The 20,812-nt window shown below is 57.7% G+C and carries 15 protein-coding genes and 2 pseudogenes; 13 read left to right on the forward strand and 4 right to left on the reverse strand.

Annotation, left to right across the window (positions count from 1 at the left end; all coding sequences use genetic code 11):
- Positions 1 to 634: 634 nt before the first annotated feature.
- A complete protein-coding gene (locus tag GTU79_RS00260; RefSeq protein WP_203524846.1) occupies positions 635 to 1,414 on the reverse strand; it encodes an AraC family transcriptional regulator in 780 nt (259 codons plus the stop codon).
- Positions 1,415 to 1,672: 258 nt separating this feature from the next.
- Between GTU79_RS00260 and GTU79_RS00265 the strand changes: the two genes are divergently transcribed.
- From GTU79_RS00265 to GTU79_RS00280, 4 genes are read left to right on the forward strand one after another with little or no spacing between them, the layout of a single operon-like run.
- Entirely contained in the window at positions 1,673 to 3,775 is a 2,103-nt protein-coding gene (locus GTU79_RS00265) for a TonB-dependent siderophore receptor (RefSeq protein WP_203524847.1), read from the forward strand.
- Between the two features lie 8 nt (positions 3,776 to 3,783).
- The gene (locus GTU79_RS00270) at positions 3,784 to 4,713 is read left to right on the forward strand and encodes an ABC transporter substrate-binding protein (RefSeq protein ID WP_203524848.1); all 930 of its coding nucleotides are present in this window, start codon (positions 3,784 to 3,786) and stop codon (positions 4,711 to 4,713) included.
- A complete protein-coding gene (gene fhuB / locus GTU79_RS00275; protein ID WP_203524849.1) occupies positions 4,706 to 6,682 on the forward strand; it encodes a Fe(3+)-hydroxamate ABC transporter permease FhuB in 1,977 nt (658 codons plus the stop codon). The genes GTU79_RS00270 and fhuB overlap by 8 nt, the downstream gene beginning before the upstream one ends.
- An 11-nt stretch (positions 6,683 to 6,693) precedes the next feature.
- Positions 6,694 to 7,479: an energy transducer TonB gene (locus GTU79_RS00280; RefSeq protein WP_203524850.1), complete on the forward strand. Its 786-nt coding sequence runs from the start codon at positions 6,694 to 6,696 to the stop codon at positions 7,477 to 7,479.
- Positions 7,480 to 7,518: 39 nt separating this feature from the next.
- Here the strand turns inward: GTU79_RS00280 and GTU79_RS00285 are convergent, their stop codons facing one another.
- Positions 7,519 to 8,262 carry an AraC family transcriptional regulator gene (locus GTU79_RS00285; protein ID WP_203524851.1) on the reverse strand — a complete coding sequence of 248 codons (744 nt, stop codon included), beginning with the start codon at positions 8,260 to 8,262 and terminating at the stop codon, positions 7,519 to 7,521.
- A gap of 198 nt (positions 8,263 to 8,460) precedes the next feature.
- Between GTU79_RS00285 and GTU79_RS00290 the strand changes: the two genes are divergently transcribed.
- From GTU79_RS00290 to GTU79_RS30000, 4 genes are all read left to right on the forward strand, one after another.
- Entirely contained in the window at positions 8,461 to 10,644 is a 2,184-nt protein-coding gene (locus GTU79_RS00290) for a TonB-dependent siderophore receptor (protein WP_203524852.1), read from the forward strand.
- A gap of 478 nt (positions 10,645 to 11,122) precedes the next feature.
- Positions 11,123 to 12,160, forward strand: coding sequence for an IS630 family transposase (locus GTU79_RS00295; protein WP_214513619.1), 1,038 nt, complete (start codon positions 11,123 to 11,125; stop codon positions 12,158 to 12,160).
- Position 12,161: 1 nt separating this feature from the next.
- A complete protein-coding gene (locus tag GTU79_RS00300) occupies positions 12,162 to 12,566 on the forward strand; it encodes a DUF2778 domain-containing protein (RefSeq protein WP_253073462.1) in 405 nt (134 codons plus the stop codon).
- Positions 12,567 to 12,660: 94 nt separating this feature from the next.
- Positions 12,661 to 12,804, forward strand: coding sequence for a hypothetical protein (locus tag GTU79_RS30000; RefSeq protein ID WP_243701489.1), 144 nt, complete (start codon positions 12,661 to 12,663; stop codon positions 12,802 to 12,804).
- Positions 12,805 to 12,935: 131 nt separating this feature from the next.
- Here GTU79_RS30000 and GTU79_RS00310 read toward each other — a convergent pair.
- Positions 12,936 to 13,416 (reverse strand): annotated as a pseudogene (locus tag GTU79_RS00310) (Hcp family type VI secretion system effector).
- Positions 13,417 to 13,968: 552 nt separating this feature from the next.
- On the opposite strand from GTU79_RS00310, the gene GTU79_RS00315 reads away from it, so the two are divergent.
- Positions 13,969 to 15,627 carry a cyclic peptide export ABC transporter gene (locus GTU79_RS00315; protein WP_203524529.1) on the forward strand — a complete coding sequence of 553 codons (1,659 nt, stop codon included), beginning with the start codon at positions 13,969 to 13,971 and terminating at the stop codon, positions 15,625 to 15,627.
- A 57-nt stretch (positions 15,628 to 15,684) separates the two neighbouring features.
- Here the strand turns inward: GTU79_RS00315 and GTU79_RS31245 are convergent, their stop codons facing one another.
- Positions 15,685 to 15,957: a hypothetical protein gene (locus tag GTU79_RS31245; protein WP_420854147.1), complete on the reverse strand. Its 273-nt coding sequence runs from the start codon at positions 15,955 to 15,957 to the stop codon at positions 15,685 to 15,687.
- Between the two features lie 355 nt (positions 15,958 to 16,312).
- Here GTU79_RS31245 and GTU79_RS00325 point away from each other — a divergent pair, with 355 nt between their 5' ends.
- From GTU79_RS00325 to kdpC, 4 genes and pseudogenes are all read left to right on the forward strand, one after another.
- Complete coding sequence (locus GTU79_RS00325; RefSeq protein WP_132924009.1) at positions 16,313 to 16,402, forward strand: potassium-transporting ATPase subunit F; 90 nt, start codon at positions 16,313 to 16,315, stop codon at positions 16,400 to 16,402.
- On the forward strand, positions 16,402 to 18,087 hold the full coding sequence (gene kdpA, locus GTU79_RS00330; RefSeq protein ID WP_203524528.1) for a potassium-transporting ATPase subunit KdpA: 1,686 nt from the start codon (positions 16,402 to 16,404) through the stop codon (positions 18,085 to 18,087). Before GTU79_RS00325 ends, kdpA begins: the two co-directional genes overlap by 1 nt.
- 18 nt (positions 18,088 to 18,105) lie before the next feature.
- Positions 18,106 to 20,153, forward strand: a pseudogene (gene kdpB, locus GTU79_RS00335) (potassium-transporting ATPase subunit KdpB).
- Positions 20,154 to 20,169: 16 nt separating this feature from the next.
- A complete protein-coding gene (gene kdpC, locus GTU79_RS00340) occupies positions 20,170 to 20,745 on the forward strand; it encodes a potassium-transporting ATPase subunit KdpC (protein WP_203524552.1) in 576 nt (191 codons plus the stop codon).
- Positions 20,746 to 20,812: the final 67 nt, after the last annotated feature.

Here is a 20,812-nt window from a genome sequence, read left to right on the forward strand (position 1 = left end):
GGCAACTGAGACTTGACATATACCCGTCATATTTCAAGTTGCAGGTTCGTTGGCAATACTCGGCTCATCCATGAGCCTCGCCCCTTCGGGGCCGCTGCGTCGCCGCCTCCCTGCACCTCGAATTATTTAGGGTATAGTGCGTATTATCGTAAGGCGGTGCCGAGGTTAATATCGCTGGTCAATGTCGAATAATTTAAATTAGCTCAGCTTTATAAAAATATCTCTTAAGAATAGTCTGGTAAACTCAATCTCATTATCTGAATTGGGCAAATAAATCTTTCCTCAAGAATATATTATTTCCAGAATGATCTGGACTTTATCAGTATAGTAAAAGCCGCGATTTTATCCGCTTCTTGGGTGAATTATTAGCAGGTGGAGTAAAACCCTAGCTCTTTTACCTTTGGTAAAATTCGCCGGTAATTCCCATGTTATTTTTATTCATAACGTATCTGAGTGTTACTGAAAGGCATTAATCACTTGTAGATTTCATGGTTATTTGAATTATCGAAATTAAAAGAATAAATGTAAAAGGGCATCGGATAAGGGCGATATCTCTTAAACGATTAAGCCTCACGCCCAGGGGCCGCCGGCGCAATGCTAACGGCTGGGCCCCCGGTTAAGGCCGGTGGATGTTTCAACAGGACAAATAACGCCGGGGAGTTTCTCCCAGGGTCTTTTTGAACATGGCGATAAACGCGCTGGGACTCTGATAACCCAGCGAATTGGCCAGCAGGTTAATCGGACGGCCCTGGGCCAGATGAGTCACGGCTTCCGCCAGGCGCAGCTGCTGGCGCCATTGGGAAAAGCCCATACCGGTTTCGTCGCGGAACAGCCGGGCCAGGGTGCGGGCGCTGGCGCCGACGCGGTTGCCCCAGTTTTCCAGCGTGTCGTTGTTTTCCGGTTCCCCCAGCAGAGTATCGCACACGCTGAGCACCCGCCGATCCCTAGGCAGCGGCACCATGCAGACGGTAGCGCGCGGGCAGCGGTGCAGCTCATCCAGCAGCAGGGTGGTGCTCATCTCCACGCGATTGAGCTCCGCCGCCTGCTGGGCCTGATGCCAGGATTTAATCAGTTCATACAGCAGCGGCGTGACCTGCAGGGCAACGTCGTCATACCAGAAATCACGCGTCAGCGGCGGAAACAGATAGATATTGTGCGTGGTGACGTCGTTGATGGCGTGCAGTTCATGGGGCATACCCCCCGGCAGCCAGAGCGCGCGCCTGGGAGCCAGCGTCCAGATATGGCGCTCGGTAAGTACGCGCACCACCCCCTTCAGGGTAAATATCAGTTGCCCCTGTTCGTGTGCGTGCCAGTGTTGGCGTTCACCCTGGCGATAGGCGAGTTCAACATACCGCATTTTCTCTAACCGTTCGGGCTGCGCCGTGTCATACTTCTTTCGCCAGGTGGGTTCCATCGGGTCCTCTCGTTTATCTCTACTGTCTTTTTCAGCAATCGCCGCCAATAACGGAAATAACCGTCAACTACTGTCTGATTTGCGCTATTTCTCCGCTTTATATCTTTCCTATACTGGCAGCATTGCTGCTTTTTGAAAAGCAAATGATTATCATTTTTATCCGCGTTGATGGCTGAAACGTTATCTATTGGACCTTTGCGGTTGAAACATTTTTGTGGAAACGGCGTTTAGTGCGATTTTTGATTCCGGGGATAAGGTATGAACAAGAGAAAAACGGCCGCGAAGGGTGCGCTGCTGCTGTGGGCCGGGATGGCAGGCCACGCCATGGGCGCCCAGGAAACGCCCCAAACGCTGCCGGCGGTGACGGTATCCGGGGCTGACAGCGGCGGCGATGAGGATAACGTGGTTGCCCATAAGGCCGTCGGCGCGACGAAAACCAACACGCCTCTGATTGAAACCACCCAGAGCGTTTCGGTAATTACCCAGGCGCAAATGGCCTCGCAGGGAGTGAGAAACGTTCCGCAGGCGCTGCGCTACCTGGCGGGGGCCGAGTCGGAGGTCAGCGGGGCGGATTACCGTTTCGATACCATTATGCTGCGGGGGTTCGCGGCGGACGAGTACCTGGACGGTTTGCGCCTGCCCCAGGTGTCCTATTGGTCGCGGCCCCAATGGGACCCCTACCTGTTGGAACGCATTGAGGTAGTGAAAGGCCCTTCGTCGGTGCTTTACGGCCAGGTAAATCCGGGCGGTTTGATTGACCTCACCAGTAAAAAACCCACGGAAGAACCGTTGCACGAGGTCTATCTTACCGGCGGCAATCATAACCAGTTCGGCACCGGTTTTGATCTGTCCGGTCCCCTGGACGACCAAAAACAGTGGCTGGGACGGGTCGCCGGTACGCTGTTCCAGACCGATACCCAGGTGGATCACACCCGCTATAAGCACTACGACATTGCGCCGTCCCTGACCTGGCAACCGAACGACCGTACCAGCCTGACGCTGCTGGCGCAGCTGCGGCGCGATCCCGATTCCGGCTTTTTCAACATGCTGCCGGTTAACGGCACACTGGTGAGCAACCCCAACGGTAAAATCTCCGACCATTTCTACGGCGGCCAGCCGGGGACCGACAGCTACGAACGCAAGCAGGCCAGCGTGGGGTATCAGTTTTCCCACGAGTTCAACGATGTCTGGACGTTCCGTCAGAACCTGCGCTATGTGAGCAGTACCAGCGATTATCAGATGGTGTATCCCTTCGGTACGGCCACCGATACGCCGGCGGTGCACCGCTCCACCATGAATATCAACGAGACGCTGAACAGCTTTACCGTGGATAACCAGGCAGAGGCGAATGTCTCCACAGGCGCGGTGGGACACAAGATATTGATGGGGGTTGATTATCTGCACGACTCCCTGCATCAGAACTCCGGCTTTGGCAGCACCTCGGACCTCAATTATCTCAATCCGGATTATAACGCGCCGGTAGACCTGCCGGATGTGACCAACCGTAACCAGCAAACACAGTCCCAGACCGGTTTTTATCTGCAGGATCAGGCGAAATGGCAGCGGTGGGTGCTGAATCTGGGCGGACGTTATGATAAAGCAAACACCGTAACGCATAATCTGGTGGCCGCGAGCCGCAGCGAGGAGAATGACTACGCCACCACCGGCAGGGCCGGTCTGCTGTATCGCTTCGACAGCGGATTTGCCCCCTATGTCAGCTACTCCACCTCGTTTGTGCCCACCAGCGGCACCGATTACAACGGCAACGCGTTTAAGCCCACCAAGGGCAAACAGGCGGAAGCCGGCCTGAAATACCAGCCGAACGGTTTGGACGCATTGTTTACCGCCGCGGTATATAACCTGCGCCAGACCAATGTCGCCACGGCGGACCCCGATCATGCCAATTTTAGCGTACAGACCGGTGAAATCCGCTCTAAAGGTATTGAGCTGGAGGGTAAGGTTAACGTGACGCCGTCCTGGCTGGTTACCGCGTCCTATGCGCTGACCGATCCGGAAGTCACCAAATCCAACAACGGCGTTGAGGGCAATTCGCCGGTGGGCATCGCCCGTCAAAGCGCCACGCTCTGGAGCGAGTACAACCTGCCCGGTAAATTCGATGGCTTTACCGTGGGGGGCGGCGTGCGTTATGTCGGCACCAGCTACGCCAACACCGACAATACCATGAAGGTGCCCGCCGCCACGGTGTATGACGCCATGGCGCGCTATCGCCTTCAGCAGTGGCAGCTGGCGCTCAACGTGCAGAATCTGACCAATAAAACCTATCTGGCCAGCTGTCAGGATAATGGCTGCTATTACGGTTTGAAGCGTCAATATGTAGCCACCCTCAGCTATCAGTGGTAGGCCAAAGCATGCTGTCCCGCCGCGCTTTTCTGCAACTGGCCATGCTGGCCCCTCTCAGCGCCCGCGCGCTGGCGGAGGGGCCGCGGCCGGATGCGGACATGGATAAGATGGCTCTGCCAAATTCGTCGCCCGGGGTTTCGCCGCCGCGGGTGGCGATACTGGATTGGGGACTGACTGAAATGGCGCTGTCGCTGGGGATTGTCCCGGTAGGCGTGTCGGCGCCGGACTGGTATCGCCGGCTGTTCGCCTTACCGGTGCTGCCGCCGCAGGTGCAGGATGTCGGGCTGCTGTTTCAGCCCAACTTCGAGACTCTCAAGGCGCTGAACCTCGATGCCATCATTATCACGCCCGCGCACGCACTGCTGCGGGACGGGCTCACCGGTATCGCGCCGCTGCTGACCTTAGGCAATTGGGGCAGCCGGCCGATGGCGAATATTGAACGGGACACCCGACTTATGGCCGGGGCATTCGGCCGGGACGGGGTGGCGGACCGGTTGCTGGAGCAGGCGGCGCAGCGGCTGGCCCGGGCGCAAACGCAGCTGGAGCCATTGCGGGGAACGGCGGTATTTATCGCCACGGTGGTGGACGTATTGCATTTGAAGCTCCAGACCACCGGCGGCCTGTTCGACGAGGTTGCGCGCCGTTTGGGACTTCGGAACGCCTGGCGCGGCGGCGGCAACGGCCAGGGGGAGGCGCTGGTGGAACTCCAGCAGATTGCCGCAACGGCGGATGCGCGGCTGGTTTCGCTGGGAAACAGCGCCGGCGTACCCCCGGCGGCGGATACGCCGTTATGGCGCAGTCTGCCCCTGACGCAGGCCGGCAATATCGTGCCGTTGCCACCCGGCCTTTCTTCGACGGGGGCGATGTTAAGCGCCGTTCGCTTCGCCGAAGCGCTGGCGGCGGGATTGTTGCAGGCGGAGGGCGCGCGCCATGCATGATTTCTTCTGGCGGCGCTCGCCCAGCTGGCTGGGCGGGGCGCTGTTTCTGGCCGCCATCATCCTGGCCTGCCGGCAGTGTCCCTTCCCTTGGCCGTCTTTTGCGGCATTGCTGCGGGGCAGCGATTCCCACGCCATTATCCTGCGGGATATGTGGCTGCCGCGCCAGGCCATGGCGCTGCTGTGCGGCGCCACGCTGGCGCTTTGCGGGCTGGTGATGCAGCGGGCGCTACGCAACCCGCTGGCGGAACCCCTGACGCTGGGCGTGGCGTCCGGGGCGTCGCTGGCCCTGACCCTTACCACGCTGCTGGCGCCGGGCTGGCTGCTTTATGGCCGGGAGTGGCCGGCGCTGGGGGGATCCCTGCTGGCGCTGGCGGCGGTATTCATGCTGTCGGCGCGACAATGGCTGTCGCCGATGGCGCTGATTCTGGCGGGGCTGATTGTGAATTTATATGGCGGAGCCGTGACGCTGCTGTTCACCATCATTAACGATCGTTCGCTGCTGTCGGTAATGATTTGGGGCGGCGGAACGCTTGCCCAGCAGGATTGGTCAACCTTTGACTGGCTGCTGCCGCGCCTGCTCCTGTGTCTGCTGCCGCTGCTGATGCTGTTGCGTCCGCTGATGCTGCTCAGCCTGCGCGAGGATATCGGCAGGGGGCTCGGCAGCTCTCCCGGCCTGGTGCGCGGGCTGGCTCTGCTGTGTGCGCTGATGATGTCCAGCCTGGTGATAAGCGCCGTGGGCGTGTTCGGCTTTATCGGGCTGGCGGCGCCCCATCTGGCGGCGGCCTGCGGCGCGCGTACGCTGTACCGGCAATTTTTCTGGTCGCCGCTTATGGGCGCCGGCCTGTTGTGGCTGGCGGACCTGGCGGTGGGCAATATGACGGCGCTCAACGGCATGCTGCTGCCCACCGGCATGATGGTGGCATTGGCCGGCGGTCCCTTGCTGCTGCTGTTTTTACCCCGCGTCAGCCAGGTCCGCTCCGGATTGGTTTCTTCCTCGCCGCCCGCGACGGCCGCCCCGGCCGGATCCTGGCGGCCGATAGTCATTGCCGGCGCGCTGCTGTTGCCGGGCATCGCGCTTTCTTTATCCTTCGGCCACGCCCTGCACGGCTGGCATCTCAGCGGCTGGCCGGAGTTCACCGCCCTGTGGCGCTGGCGAGTGCCGCGCCTGGCGGCGGCGATGAGCGCCGGCGTGCTGCTGGCGGGAGCGGGAGTGCTGATTCAACGCCTTAGCGGCAATCCGCTGGCCAGCCCGGAAATCCTGGGTATCGGCGCCGGCGCGTCGTTAGGTATCACGCTGTTTTTACTGCTGTCGGGGGGCGGCAGTTTGCCTTTGTTGATACTGAGCAGCGCGCTGGGGGCCTTTGTTACGCTGCTGGTGACGCTGCTGCAAAATCGCCGCAGCGCGTTCAATCCGGAGCGGGTACTGCTTACCGGACTGGCCATCAGCGCGTTTTTCCAGTCCGTCGCCACGGTGGTGATGGTCAATAACAGCCGCGCCGCCAATATGCTGATGCAGCTGATGAGCGGCAGTACCTACTATGTATCGCCGTTGATGGCCGCTATCGCGGCGGCGAGCGCGGTGCTGCTGCTTCTGCTTGCGCCTCTGTTCTATCGCTGGCTTATCCTGCTGCCGCTGCGGGAAACGGCGCCGTCCCTAGGCGTTAACGTGCCGGCGGCGCGGATGTCGGTGCTGGGGATGGCGGCGCTGATGACCGGTATCGCCACGCTTATCGTTGGACCGCTTTCCTTCGTCGGCCTGCTGGGGCCCCATATCGCCCGCCGGCTCGGCGCGAGGGGGCCGGTGGCGCAGTTGCTGACGGCGGCGATGATTGCCGGGCTTATCATGGCGACGGCGGACTGGATGGGGCGCAATCTGCTTTATCCGCGCCAGCTGCCCGCCGGGCTTATGGCCACCCTGTTGGGCGGTCCGTGGCTGGCATGGCTACTGTTTCGCCGCGGGCGGGGTTAGGAGGAAAGAGGATGGCGAGTTTTCCTTGTAAACCCCGGTACGTCCTGCTGGCGATATTGGCCCACGGCCTGTTGTTATGGGCGGTGGCGGGACAGCGAAGCTCGCCGCCACGGCTGCTGACGCCGGCTTTGCAGCCGGTGATGGAGATAAGCCTGGCGCCGGAACCGGCTGCGCCCGCCCCGCCGATACCCGCCCCGCCGATAAAAGTACCGCCGCCTGTCCTTGCCCGGGATATACCGGAGGCGCCGCCGCCGGTGAAAGAGCCCGCGCCGTTGCCTGCGGAACCGAAGGCGCCGCCGGTGACTGAACCGGAGCCGCCGTCGCCCGTGCAACAGGTTGCGCAGCCTAAGCCGGTGGAGGTGGGTAAAACTGCCGCCAAACCCGTAAAACGGCTTCACAAACCGGCGCCGCAAAAAACCGCTCCGGCACCCCCGGCGCCCCCTGCGCCGGTAAAAGAGTCTGCAACCGCGGCGGCAAGCCGTGTGCCGGATCAAACCCCAAGGGTGCCGGCGGTCACTCAGCCGGTATTCGACGCGGCTTATCTCAATAATCCGCCGCCGGACTATCCGCGCCTGGCGCGGCGGGCGCATCAGCAGGGCACGGTAATGCTTAACGTGCTGGTGACCGTAGGCGGCGGCGCCGGCGAGGTGAACATCGCGCAAAGCAGCGGCAGCGATGCATTGGACGACGCGGCGCGGCAGGCGGTGAAGCGCTGGCGCTTTATCCCGGCGAAACGCGGCGGTGAGCCGGTTGCCGGCTGGGTGCGCGTACCGGTGGTGTTCCGGCTTGACGGTTAGCCCCGTTGAGAAAGCAAAAAGAGGCTTTCCCGTTGCCGGTTAGTCCCGGCGGGAGAGAAACCGGGCGGGAGTAATACCCAGGTTTTTTTTGAACATGGTATTAAAACTGCGGGCGTTCATATAGCCCGTCTCGGCGGCCGCCTGTTTAACCGGCAGGCCTTGCGCCAATCGCAGTATGGCCTGCTGTAGACGATTCTGCCGCCGCCAGTCGCCGAAGGTCAGGCCGGTTTGGCGCACAAAACGACGGGCCAGCGTGCGCGGCTCGATACCGGTATGTTCACTCCACCAGGCCAACGGACGGTCATCGTCGGGACGCTCGTCCAGATACCGGCAAACAGCCGCCAGCCGGTGGTCGGCGGGCTGCGCCAGCCAGACGGCGGCACCGGTCCGGCTGCGGTCCAGTTCGCTGCGTATCAGCGGCAGCGTCGCAGGCGGGACATCACCATTATCCTCATCAATGACCCGCATCAGCAACGCATGCAGCAATGGCGAAATGTGCCGCGCGGCCGCGTGTTTTTCCCACGCCGGATTGTCTCCCGACATGTACAGGCTTACCACCGGCGCATCGGTGAGGGATAACCAGCTATGAGGCTGCCCGCCCGGCAGCCAGACGGCCGTCAGGGCCGGAGATATCCAGCACTCCCCCCGCGTAAAGACCTGCAGGCCCCCCCGGCAGGCGTAGATCAGCTGGCCCTCTTCATGAGAGTGCCAGCCCTGGCCTTGTCCGGCGGCATAGGCATGTATCCAGCCGCTGACCTTGGGGGAAATAATGCTGAGCGACATGACCGGTCCTCCAGGGGCGGGTGATTGCGGTAAAAAGCGACAATGATTGTCACTCTTGCTGACTTCCGGCGGGATATGTCCCGAAGCGATCACTATGACCGCTGTTTTTTTAAAAGTAAATGATTATCATTTCGTTCATTAGACAATCTAATAAAAAACCATAATCATTTAACTTATTGATTCCGAGGGGATTCATCAATGAATTTGCTCCTGCCCGTTCGCCGCTGGGCGCCGGTTTTGGCTCTTACCTTTACCCATGCCATGACTGCCAGCGCCGCCGTCGCCAGCGCGGACACTGCCGACACAGCCCCCGCCGCTACCCTATCGGCGAAGGGCGTTCCAGAGGCGCCGGCCGATTCAGTCACGTTGCCGGCGGTGCGGGTGACCGCCGGCAATGAGCTGGATGCCGTCAGCGAAGGCACGCAAAGCTATGCCGCCGGGGCGGTTACGCTGTTCGGCAAACAGCCCGTGGCGACTAAGGATATCCCCAGCTCGGTATCGGTGGTGACCCGCCAGCGCATGGACGACCAGAATATGACCTCGGTAAGCGATGCACTGAATTACAGTACCGGTATTACCGCCGTGAACTATGGCGACGGCACCACGTATTTCAAGTCGCGGGGATATGACGTCGGCATCGAGTTTGACGGCGTACCCCTGGCCAGCGGCATTCAGTATGAGCCGCAGTTTGACCTGGCGATGTACGATCGCGTGGAAGTGTTCCGTGGTCCGTCCGGACTGATGGATGGTGCCGGCGAGCCCGGCGGCACCGTTAACCTGGTGCGTAAAATGCCTGCCGACACCTTTCATTTTGGCTCTCAAACCAGCATCGGCAGCTATGGCGACTATCGCCAGCAGCTGGATGTCACCGGGCCGATGAACGACGAAGGGACGCTGCGCGGACGGGCGGTGGTGGTAGGCCAGGATCAGCATACTTTCCTGGAAAATGAAGTGAACAAGCACGTCATGGCTTACGGCGCATTGGAATATGACGTCTCCCCCGCGACGATGCTGTCTTTTTCCGGTGGAATACAAAGCAATCCCCTGCAAGGCTTTGACTACGGACCGTCCCTGTATACCGATGGCAGCCCGGTTCGTGGCCGCACCACCAGAAACTATAGTCCGGACTGGAACTACAGCGATATCAACATGCAGGAAGCGAACGCCGTTCTGTCGCATACTTTCAGCAATGACTGGAAATCCCGGACTACGCTCTTTTACCGGCATATCCTGTCCAAATCCGACTACGCCTATTCCGGCGGCGGGGTGGACCCGCAGACCAATGAATCGGATTATACCGGACAGCGGCAACGCATCGTCAACGACTGGTTCGGCCTCGACAGCAATCTCTCCGGGCCGGTGTCGGCCTTCGGGCGCCGGCACACGCTGATGCTGGGGGCCAATTACCAGCTTAACAAGCAGAGCAGCCGCAGCGGATTTGCCGATCTCGGTAATTACGATATTTTCTCTCACAATGATATTCCCCGGCCGGACATTGATTTCACCAGCGGCACCCGCCAGCGTATTCAGCAGGTAGGGGTCTACGGGCAGGGCAACATCGAGCTGGCCGACCCGCTGCACCTGATCCTCGGCGGTCGTCTGGCGGCGTTCAGCCAAAAGAGCCAGCCTTTCCTGCCGGACAGCGGCGATTGGACCACCAGCTATAACGAGCGCCACAAATTTGTCCCCTACACCGGACTGGTGCTGGATTTGACGCCGCAGATTGCCACCTATGTGAGTTATACCAAGATCTTCTCGCCGCAGTCCGCCACCACGTGGGACGGACAAGGATTGCCGCCCCGTGCCGGCGAACAGTACGAAACCGGCATCAAAGGTGACTTCATGGATCACCGTTTGCAAAGTTCGCTGGCGTTGTTCCGCATCAATGACGAACACCGCGCCATTGACGATCCGGATCATCCCACGGGCTCCGTGGCCGGCGGCCGGGCCCGCAGCGATGGCCTGGAGCTGGAACTTAACGGCAATATCCTGCCGCAGTGGGATATCTACGCCAGCTATACGCTGCTGACCGCCAATTATGTCAACGACCCCACCTACGGAAATGCGCGTTTTGATGATGAAGAGCCGCGCCAGCAGGCCAAGCTCTGGACCCTTTGGCATTTCCGCGGAGGCGCCCTGGATGGTTTTCGCGTCGGCGGCGGCGTACGGGCGCAAAGCGAGACCGATCGCGATGCATGGCAGCAAGGGGGATATGCTTTGGTTGATCTTCAGGCCGGGTACCGCTTCAACAAACATTTAGATGCCAGCCTGACGTTGAATAATGTATTTGATCGCGACTATTACGCCCGCGTACCGTCCAGCTATTTCAGCGAACGTGGCGAGCCGCGCAATGTCATGCTGACAGTGAGCGTCGATTATTGAGGGTTTCGCCTTGACGGCCAGTTCCGTTGATAAAGCAAAACTTGGCTTTCCCCTGAGCATTCGATGACCCATTGAGACGAACACCTGTTTGAGCTCCGTTGGGTAAACGGTAAATATACTATGTAAGGCTGTTTGAAGGGTGACATGCCTAAATAACGTTGTCACCGCGAAAATCCCAATAGAAAAATTATTAGTAATATATTGATATTTAATATTTTTATGGAGATGAGCCGCTAAATTATGCCTTTGCACGGGAAATTCATAATAAACGATGCATATTTTTGCCCATTCATTATCCCTGGCATAGGTACCTTTCTGGCCTACTCCGGGAAAGATCAGTAACGCAACCGTGCAGGTTGCGTCGGGATTCCTGGCCTAAATAGCTTTGCAAAATAGTAGATCACTTTGATGGAACTCAGCCCGAATTGAGCGATCTGATCAATCGCCAAATTCAACAAATCACCCACCGGACTGAGCGATGCCGATCATAGCATTTATCCCTGATGAAGAACGATATCTCATGAGAAAAGAGGCCCAACAAACTCGTGATAAAAATCATGCTCGCCGACTGATGGCGATGCTCATGTTGCACCAGGGAATGACCGTTACCGAGGTCGCCAAAATACTGTGTGCGGCTCGTTCTTCAATAGGAAGGTGGATAAATTTGTTTACTTTATATGGAGTTAATGGGCTGAAAAGTCTCAAGCCAGGGCGTGAGCCTCGGTGGCCTGTCGCTGATATCTTGCCCATCCTGCCGCTTCTTGTGCAACGTTCACCGCAGGATTTTGGCTGGCTGCGTTCACGCTGGAGTACGGAGCTTCTGGCTTTGGCCGTTAATCGGCTTTTTAACATCTCGCTTCATCCCGCTACTTTATACCGCTACCTGAAACAGGCAGACCTTGTCTGGCGCAGGGCCGCGCCGACACTGAAAATAAAAGACCCTCACTATGAGGAAAAATGGACGATTATCGAGCAAGCTCTGGCGCAAAACTCCTTTGATAATCCAGTGTTTTATCAAGACGAAGTCGATATCGATTTAAACCCGAAAATCGGCTCGGACTGGTGTCTGAAAGGGCAGCAAAAACGCATCGCCACGCCGGGAATGAATCAGAAGCATTACCTGGCGGGCGCGTTGCATGCCGCGACAGGCCAAGTCCATTATGTTAGCGGCAGTAGTAAGAACTCTGAGTTATTTATCCATCTATTAAGGGTATTGAAACGGACTTATCGGCGGGCCAAAACGATAACGTTAGTTGTTGATAAATATGTTATTCATAAGAGCCGGAAGGTAGAAAATTGGCTGGCTAATAATAAGAAGTTCAGAGTACTGTTTTTGCCAACCTATTCTCCATGGCTGAACCCAATAGAGCGGCTCTGGTTATCGTTACATGAAACGGTAACGCGTAATCATCAATGCCGATATATGTGGCAACTCCTGAACCGGGTTGCTCAGTTTATGAAAGCCGCATCACCGTTTCCGGGTAACCAGCATGGACTGGCACAAGTGGAGCGGTAATATGAAAAGCTATTTAGGTCCAATACCACAGGGACGCTATCATATTGTTGACCGTCCCACCGGCGGCTGGAAAGGTGTACTCCGTACTGACCTGCATGATGCCTATTCATGGGTTACGCCAACACCCGTTATCAAAGCAGAGTGGTTTGCTCTATATCGGGATGAAGGAAGCATAAATGATCATACATGGATAAATGGCGTTAAACGCGGAAACTTCCGGTTACATCCCCCGGGTCCGATGGGAATATCGCTGGGCTGCATTACCTTGCTGCATCGCTCAGATTTCCTCGCGATTCGCCAGGCTTTGCTTTCGACTCAGCAGGTTAAGTTATCTAACGGTTTAAGGTCTTATGGGATGATTGAGGTAATACTGAATGGAAGCGCGACGTGTTCCAACGGGCTTTAGAATAATGATATTTATATTCATTTTTTTGCTGACTTTCCTATTGCTGCGGCCCTCCACGCCAGTGACCGACGCAGAGTACTCTTTTTGGAATAAGATGGCCGATTACTTTGGTGAACTGGATGTAGAAGGCTTTGTGGGACTGGCATTACTGATTACCTGCCCCATCTTTACCATTATTGTCTACCAGATGGTCATCCGGCTGGCAGAAAAACTTATTAAGATGTCGGTTATCGATTAGAAGGCGAAATTAATTCCTCCTTCCTCCACGTCGCTTCTTGACCCTTAAAATCAAAGGGCAGTCCCCCATAAGGAGCTAACACGCAGTGTCAGACATACTAAAAAGATCCAGAGGTTGCCCGGTCTACTTTATTAACGGTCTTCCCAGCTATCAGTAAACTGGATGTTGCCTTCACAGTATTTCCAAGTAATCTTTTCATACATCAGAGCCACAGACTCCATGTGGTTTACTGCTGACAATCCGGCCATCTTTGCATTCGGCATTCCCGGATTCACAGAGACGATCTTCACCCCCTCAAGTTTCATATTAAAATATTCTTCTTCCTGGCCGGCATCGTTTATGCGGTACCACCGGAATTCAGCAGATTTGAGCGTCTGCCCTTCGATACGGCTTTATAAAGATAAGGACTCGATGAATCGAACTCTTTTCAAAGGCAATCGGAGCATGGTAGCGTTTGCCGGTGATTTTACCCGTGGCGGGGTCAACAGGGAGATTAACTCCGTGTGCAAAGCCGATAACCTCAATACTTCCTTGCCGTCCATCGACGTCTACGGTTCCTTTAATATCGGCGCCGCCATCATCTTTAAGCCATAAATACGCAGGAATTGGCATGTTCGTTCCTTTTACTGTTCCATGTTTAATCACGGTTAAGGTAAGAGATTGACTTGGAGATAGGAGATTATCTTACGCCAGTCCTTTTTTAAGCAGCTCAAACTGCTCCATTACGATGTACTCAGGGTCTACGGCCCAACCGTTTGGAAACTTTTCGGGTTTACCGTCATATTCTGCCGACGTCCGGCTAAGACATGCCCACGGAGGGTAAATCCAATGGCTTATGCCTCGTATTATACAGACGCGCTGGCAACCTATCGTCAATGACGGATTCGGCTTGCATAGCCATCTTTCAGAGAACGTGGCGAGCCGCGCAATGTCATGCTGACAGTGAGCGTCGATTATTGATGGTTTTGTCGGTTGGGGCATTGCTGGCCGGAACATCGCCGGACGGACAGTTGCTGTCTTTCCGGCGTATTTTTTGGGGGAATCCCGCCGAGCGGACAGGGGAATGGGTGACGCGGCCATCAAGGCAATTACAATGGCCGACATGGATTATAAGCTAATATTCAGCCGCTGTTATGCAAGCCGGCAGCTGTCTGGAGTGTGGTTATGCGTACCTTGATACAGTTGGCCCGTGATGCCGGAGGATTATTATTGCTGGCATTGATTGCCAGCGTGGTGAGCGGATTCAGCAATGCGTCGCTCATAGCCCTGATCAACAAAACCCTCACCGTCGAGGCGGATGGATTGGCGTTGCTGGGACGGACCTTTATCGCGCTGACCCTGCTGATGCTTATCACCCGCGTGCTGTCCGAAACGGTATTTATGTATCTTGGCCAGCGCGCCAAAGCCCGGCTGCGCAACGAGGTGGTGGCCTGCATCGGCGACGCCGGCCTGCAAAGCGTCGAGAGCCTGGGCATGTCGCGGGCGATGGCGGTGCTGACGCAGGATCTGGATACGATCGTGGTGTTTTTTGTAGGCCTGCCCAACCTGGTGATGTATGGGGCGGTGATCGCCGGCTGCCTGTGCTACCTCGGTCTGCTCTCCTGGCCGGTATTGCTGTGCGCCCTGGTGACCATCACGTTGGGTTCGCTGGGCTTCTGGCTGATTCATGGCCGGGCGCTGACGCTGCTACGCAGTTCCCGGCGGCGCGAGGATACGCTGCTGCATCTGTTTCGCGCGCTGTTTGATGGCGTGAAAGAGCTCAAGCTCAACCCCGTCCGCCGCCGGCGGTTTATCAATAACGAAGTGGCGACAAATATCGAAGCGGTGCGCGCAGAACGCACCCGCGGTTATGTGCTGTATGGCATGGCCACCAGCTGGGGCAGCTTCCTGTTTTTTGCCTTTATCGGCGGCGTGCTGTTCTTGCTCGGACGCTGGCTCCCCCTTAGCCATCCGGTGATAACCGGCTATGCGATGGTTTTTCTGTATATGATTATCCCCATCGAAGGGCTGCTGTCCTCCCTGCCGAACATCGCCACCGCGCGAGTGGCGCTGGCGCGTATCCAGGACGTGCGGCGGCAATTGCCGGCAGAGCCCCTCCAGCGCGCCGCGCCGATGCCGGCGTTGAAAAGCCTTTCCCTTTGCGGCGTTACCCACCATTACCGGCGTGAACTGGATAACGCCTCTTTCCTGCTCGGCCCTATAACCCTGGCCTTACGGCCCGGCGAACTGACGTTTGTCATCGGCGGCAACGGCAGCGGCAAAACCACCTTGGCCAAACTGCTGGTGGGACTTTATCCCCCGGAGGAGGGCGTTATCCTGCTTAACGGCGAGCCTGTGGGCGAAGCGGACTGGGAACGCTACCGCCAGTGTTTCTCGGTGGTGTTCAGCGATTTTTATCTTTTCGATGATGTCAGCAGCGAACGTCCCGCCGATGACGGGCAAATATCAACGCTGCTGGCGGCGCTGCAGCTGGAGCACAAGGTCAGCATCCGGCAGGGGCGGTTTTCAACCACCGCCCTGTCCCAAGGCCAGCGCAAGCGTTTGGCGCTGTTGCTGGCCTGGACCGAAGATCGCCCTTTCTACCTGTTCGATGAATGGGCAGCCGATCAGGACCCCGCCTTTAAGGCGGTGTTTTACCGGCAAATTTTGCCCGATCTGAAAGCCCGGGGGAAAACCGTACTGGTGATAACCCATGACGATGCCTATTTCCCCTCGGCGGACCGGCTTATCAAGCTGGACGCCGGTCAGATAGTCTCGGATATCAGACAGGAGGGGCCGGTATGGGATAACAACCGGCTCCACGCCGGGCAATCGGGAGGCTAGGCGGCGCATGCCGGGTTCTTTGCCGGCGCCGCGAGCGGTTGGCCGTGCCGGTTTATTTTATCGGGTGCCGGTGTTTTTTACCGGCGCGCAATGGGGCGGTTGACTCAAGGCTTTACCGGCCTGCAATTTGCTGTTTATCTGCAGCAGGATTTCCGGATGCGCCAATAGATATTCGGCGGCGATTTTGCCTATTTGCGCCTGTTGTTCCGGTGAAAGTTCAGACGTGTCATCGGGAAATTCCGGTGCCGGCACCGGCGATATAGCCAGTGCGGCCTCGGCTGCCATTAAGCACGGTATTAATATAAGAATATTAATCAGCAGAGTTTTCATTGTCGTCGTCCTCAAGGACCTGACGTCGTCATAGACCGGGAGCGGGTCCGTCGCTTTCATTCCACTGATATTCAATGGCGATGAAATAGATATTTCCGGTAAAGAAATATCCCCTAATAACGCATCATACTTAACTTAATCGGTGTGAAATAAAAAAGCCGTAAAAATCGCTCTTGAGAGTATAAAATTTTTGTATAAATCGGTGCGGCTGAATTAAAAGATATATTAATTGAGAGTGTTGGGAAGAGGGACCATTTTTATATTATTTTTACACGCCGCGCCATTATTTTTACGCGGCCTTTTCATTCATAACATTACACTCAATCCTACCTCAATTCCCCTGTGGAGACGCATTGTGAATTTTTCACTGCTCGCCGGCATTGTGCTGGTGTTTTTATTGCTGGGCTATTTGATTTACGCCCTGGTTAAGGCGGAGGAGTTCTGATGGCTGCCAGCGCATTTTTATTGCTCGCCGGTTATATGGTGGTGTTGATGATTTTGGCCCGTCCTTTGGGCCGGGGACTAACGGGACTGATTAATGACCGGCCGGCGCCGGGTTTCGCCGGGGTCGAGCGGCTGATATGGCGCGTATGCGGCATCGGCACCGACAGTATGCGGTGGAGCGGTTATTTATGGGCCGTCCTGTTATTTAATGCCTTGGGTATCCTGATTCTGTTCGTTCTATTGCTGTTACAGGGGGTACTGCCGCTGAATCCGCAGCACCTGCCCGGCCTGTCCTGGCATTTGGCGCTTAATACCGCCATCAGTTTTGCCAGTAATACCGACTGGCAATCCTATGGCGGCGAAAGCACCATGAGTTATTTCAGCCAGATGGCCGGACTGACGGTACAGAACTTTTTGTCGGCGGCCACCGGTATCGCCGTGGCCTTCGCGCTGATCCGGGGGTTCGCCAATCGTTCGGTGGCGACGCTGGGCAACGCCTGGCGGGATATCTACCGTATCACCCTCTATGTACTGTTGCCGATTTCGCTGATAATCGCCCTGATTTTCATCAGCCAGGGCACACCGCAGAATTGGGCGGATTACCTGCCGATACACACCCTTGAAGGCGCGAAGCAAATCCTGCCCATGGGGCCGGTGGCTTCGCAGGAAGCCATCAAAATGCTGGGCACCAACGGCGGCGGCTTTTTTAACGTGAACTCCGCTCACCCGTTCGAAAATCCCGATGCCTTGACCAATTTTATTCAAATGCTCGCCATTTTCCTGATTCCCGCCGCGCTCTGTTTCGCTTTTGGCGATGCCGTTCGCGACCGGCGCCAGGGAAACGCCTTGCTGTGGGCCATGTCGGTGATGTTTATCGCGGCGGCGGTGGCGGTGATGTGGGCCGAACTGAACGGTAATCCGCATTTGCTGGCCCTCGGCGCCGACAGCGCCATCAATATGGAGGGCAAAGAAACCCGCTTCGGTATCCTCAATTCCAGCCTGTTTGCCACCATTACCACGGCCGCGTCCTGCGGGGCGGTGAATGCCATGCACGATTCGTTCACCGCGCTGGGCGGCATGGTGCCGATGTGGCTGATTCAGCTAGGGGAAGTGATTTTCGGCGGCGTGGGCTCCGGCCTGTACGGCATGCTGCTGTTCGTGCTGCTGGCGGTATTCATCGCCGGGCTGATGATTGGCCGTACGCCGGAATATCTGGGTAAAAAAATCGATGTATGGGAAATGAAAATGACCGCCCTGGCTATCCTTATCACCCCGTCGCTGGTCCTGTTGGGCACGGCCTTGGCCATGATGACCGCCGCCGGCCGCGGCGGAATGTCGAACCCAGGTACCCATGGTTTCAGCGAGGTGCTCTATGCCGTCTCTTCCGCCGCCAATAATAACGGCAGCGCCTTCGCCGGCCTAAGCACCAATACGCCGTTCTGGAACATGTTGCTGGCGGTGTGCATGCTGCTGGGCCGCTATGGGCCCATTGTGCCGGTGATGGCCATTGCCGGTTCGCTGGCGGTAAAAAAAGTGCAGCCGGTGGGCAACGGAACCTTGCCGACGCACGGTGTGCTGTTTATTTCGCTGCTGGTAGGCACAGTGATGCTGGTGGGCGCGCTGACATTTATCCCCGCCCTGGCGCTCGGCCCGATCGCGGAACATCTGCAATTGTTAGGTCATTAATCGCCGGAGAAATTTTCCATGAGTCGTAATCAAAAGTCATTGTTTGACGCGGCGTTAGTGCGTGTCGCCATGGTGGATGCCGTTAAAAAGCTGGACCCGCGGGTACAGTTCCGCAATCCGGTGATGTTTGTCGTTTATTTAGGCAGTATTTTAACCGCGCTGCTGTCCGTGGGGATGGTGGCGAGGCTGGTGGCCGGGTCCGCCGGTTTTTCGGCAGCTATCTCCGTTTGGCTGTGGTTTACCGTGCTGTTCGCCAACTTTGCCGAAGCGCTGGCGGAAGGCCGCAGCAAGGCCCAGGCGGAAAGCCTGCGCGGGGTGCGAAAAAGCAATTGGGCCAAGAAGCTCTCCCAGCCTCATCATGACGCCGAACAACACAAAGTCGCGGCGGATTCATTGCGCAAAGGGGACGTGGTGCTGGCGGAAGCGGGGGACATTATCCCCTGCGACGGCGAGGTGCTGGAAGGGGGGGCCTCGGTGGACGAAAGCGCCATCACCGGTGAATCCGCGCCGGTCATCCGCGAGGCGGGAGGTGATTTTGCCTCCGTCACCGGCGGGACGAGGATTTTATCCGACTGGCTGGTGATTCGCTGCAGCGTCAACCCCGGCGAAACTTTCCTCGACCGCATGATTGCCATGGTGGAGGGGGCCAAGCGCCGCAAGACCCCTAATGAGATCGCCCTCACCATCCTGCTGGTATCGCTGACCATTGTTTTATATTTAGCCACCGTCACGCTGTGGCCATTTTCCGCCTGGGGCGGCGAGCCGGTGAGCGTCACGGTGCTGGTGGCCTTATTGGTGTGCCTTATCCCCACTACCATCGGCGGTTTGCTGTCCGCCATCGGCGTGGCAGGCATGAGCCGGATGCTGGGGCCAATGTGATCGCCACCAGCGGCCGCGCCGTCGAAGCGGCGGGGGATATTGACGTTTTGCTGCTGGATAAAACCGGCACCATTACGCTTGGGAACCGGCAGGCCACCCGGTTCGTCCCGGCGGCGGGCGTCAGCGAGCAGCAAATGGCCGCCGCCGCGCAGCTGGCCTCCCTGGCGGATGAAACGCCGGAAGGCCGCAGCATCGTGGTGCTGGCGAAGCAGAAATACAATCTTCGGGAGCTCGATATACAGAGTCTGGATGCCACCTTTATTCCTTTCTCGGCCCAGACCCGCATGAGCGGGGTGAATTTACAGCAGCGCATGATTCGCAAGGGGGCGGTGGATTCCATTCGCCGGCATATCGAATCCAACGGGGGCCGTTTTCCCGTTGAAGTGACCCGGATGGTGGAAGAGGTGGCGCGCGGCGGCGGCACGCCCCTGGTGGTATCGGAAGATGCCAGGGTGATGGGGGTGGTGGCGCTGAAGGATATCGTTAAGGGCGGCATCAAAGAGCGTTTCGCCGAACTGCGCCGCATGGGTATCAAGACCGTGATGATTACCGGCGACAATCCGCTGACCGCGGCGGCAATCGCCGCCGAGGCGGGAGTGGATGATTTTCTGTCGGAAGCCACGCCGGAAGCCAAGCTGGCGCTCATCCGTCAATACCAGGCCGAAGGGCGGCTGGTGGCAATGACCGGCGACGGCACCAACGACGCCCCGGCCCTGGCCCAGGCGGATGTGGCGGTGGCCATGAACTCCGGCACCCAGGCGGCCAAGGAGGCGGGCAATATGGTGGATCTGGATTCCAATCCCACCAAACTGCTGGAAGTGGTGCATATCGGCAAACAGATGCTGATGACCCGCGGCTCCCTGACCACCTTTAGTATCGCCAACGACGTTGCCAAGTATTTCGCCATTATTCCGGCGGCCTTTGCCGTGACCTATCCGGAGCTGAACCGGCTGAATGTGATGCATTTGCACTCCCCCGGTTCGGCAATATTGTCGGCGGTGATCTTTAACGCGCTGGTGATTGTGTTCCTGATCCCCCTGGCGCTGAAGGGAATCAGTTACCACCCCATGAGCGCCGCCGCGCTGCTGCGCCGTAATCTGCTGATTTACGGTCTGGGCGGCCTGCTGGTGCCTTTCGTCGGCATCAAGCTTATCGATATTGTGCTGACCGTCGCGGGCCTGGCCTAAAAAAAGAGGAATTATGATGAGTCAATTACGTCCGGCCGTGCTGTTAATGATATTGCTGACGCTGATGACCGGCGCCGTGTATCCGCTGCTCACCGGCGCGCTGGGGCAGTGGTGGTTCCCCGGCCAAGCCCAGGGTTCGCTGTTGGATATCGGCGGTGAAATACGCGGTTCCACCCTGATCGGACAGTCCTTTGTCCGTCCGGAATATTTTCAGGGCCGTCCGTCCGCCACGTCGGATTCCCCCTATAATGCATTGGCGTCCTCCGGCAGTAATCTGGCGGCGGGCAATCCGGATCTGGATAAGGCGTTTAAACAGCGTATAGCCGATCTGCGCGCCGCCAACCCTCTGGCCGCCCCGGCGGTACCGGTGGATCTGGTTGCCGCTTCCGGCAGCGGGCTGGACCCGGAAATTTCCCCCGCCGCCGCCCAATGGCAGGCGCAGCGGGTCGCGGCGGCGCGGCGGCTGCCCCTGGAGACGGTGCAGCGGCTGATTGAGGAAAACACCTCTCGTCCGCCGCTTTATTTTCTCGGCGACCCGGCGGTGAATGTGCTGGAGCTGAATATCGCCTTGGATTCCGTGCCGCGGCCATAATAAGGCGGAGCGAGAGAAAAGCCGACCGTCCGCGCGGGTGCGTGGGCGGTCTTGTTGGTAAACGCTG

Source organism: Sodalis ligni (assembly GCF_016865525.2).
Classification (GTDB): Bacteria; Pseudomonadota; Gammaproteobacteria; order Enterobacterales; family Enterobacteriaceae; genus Acerihabitans; species Acerihabitans ligni.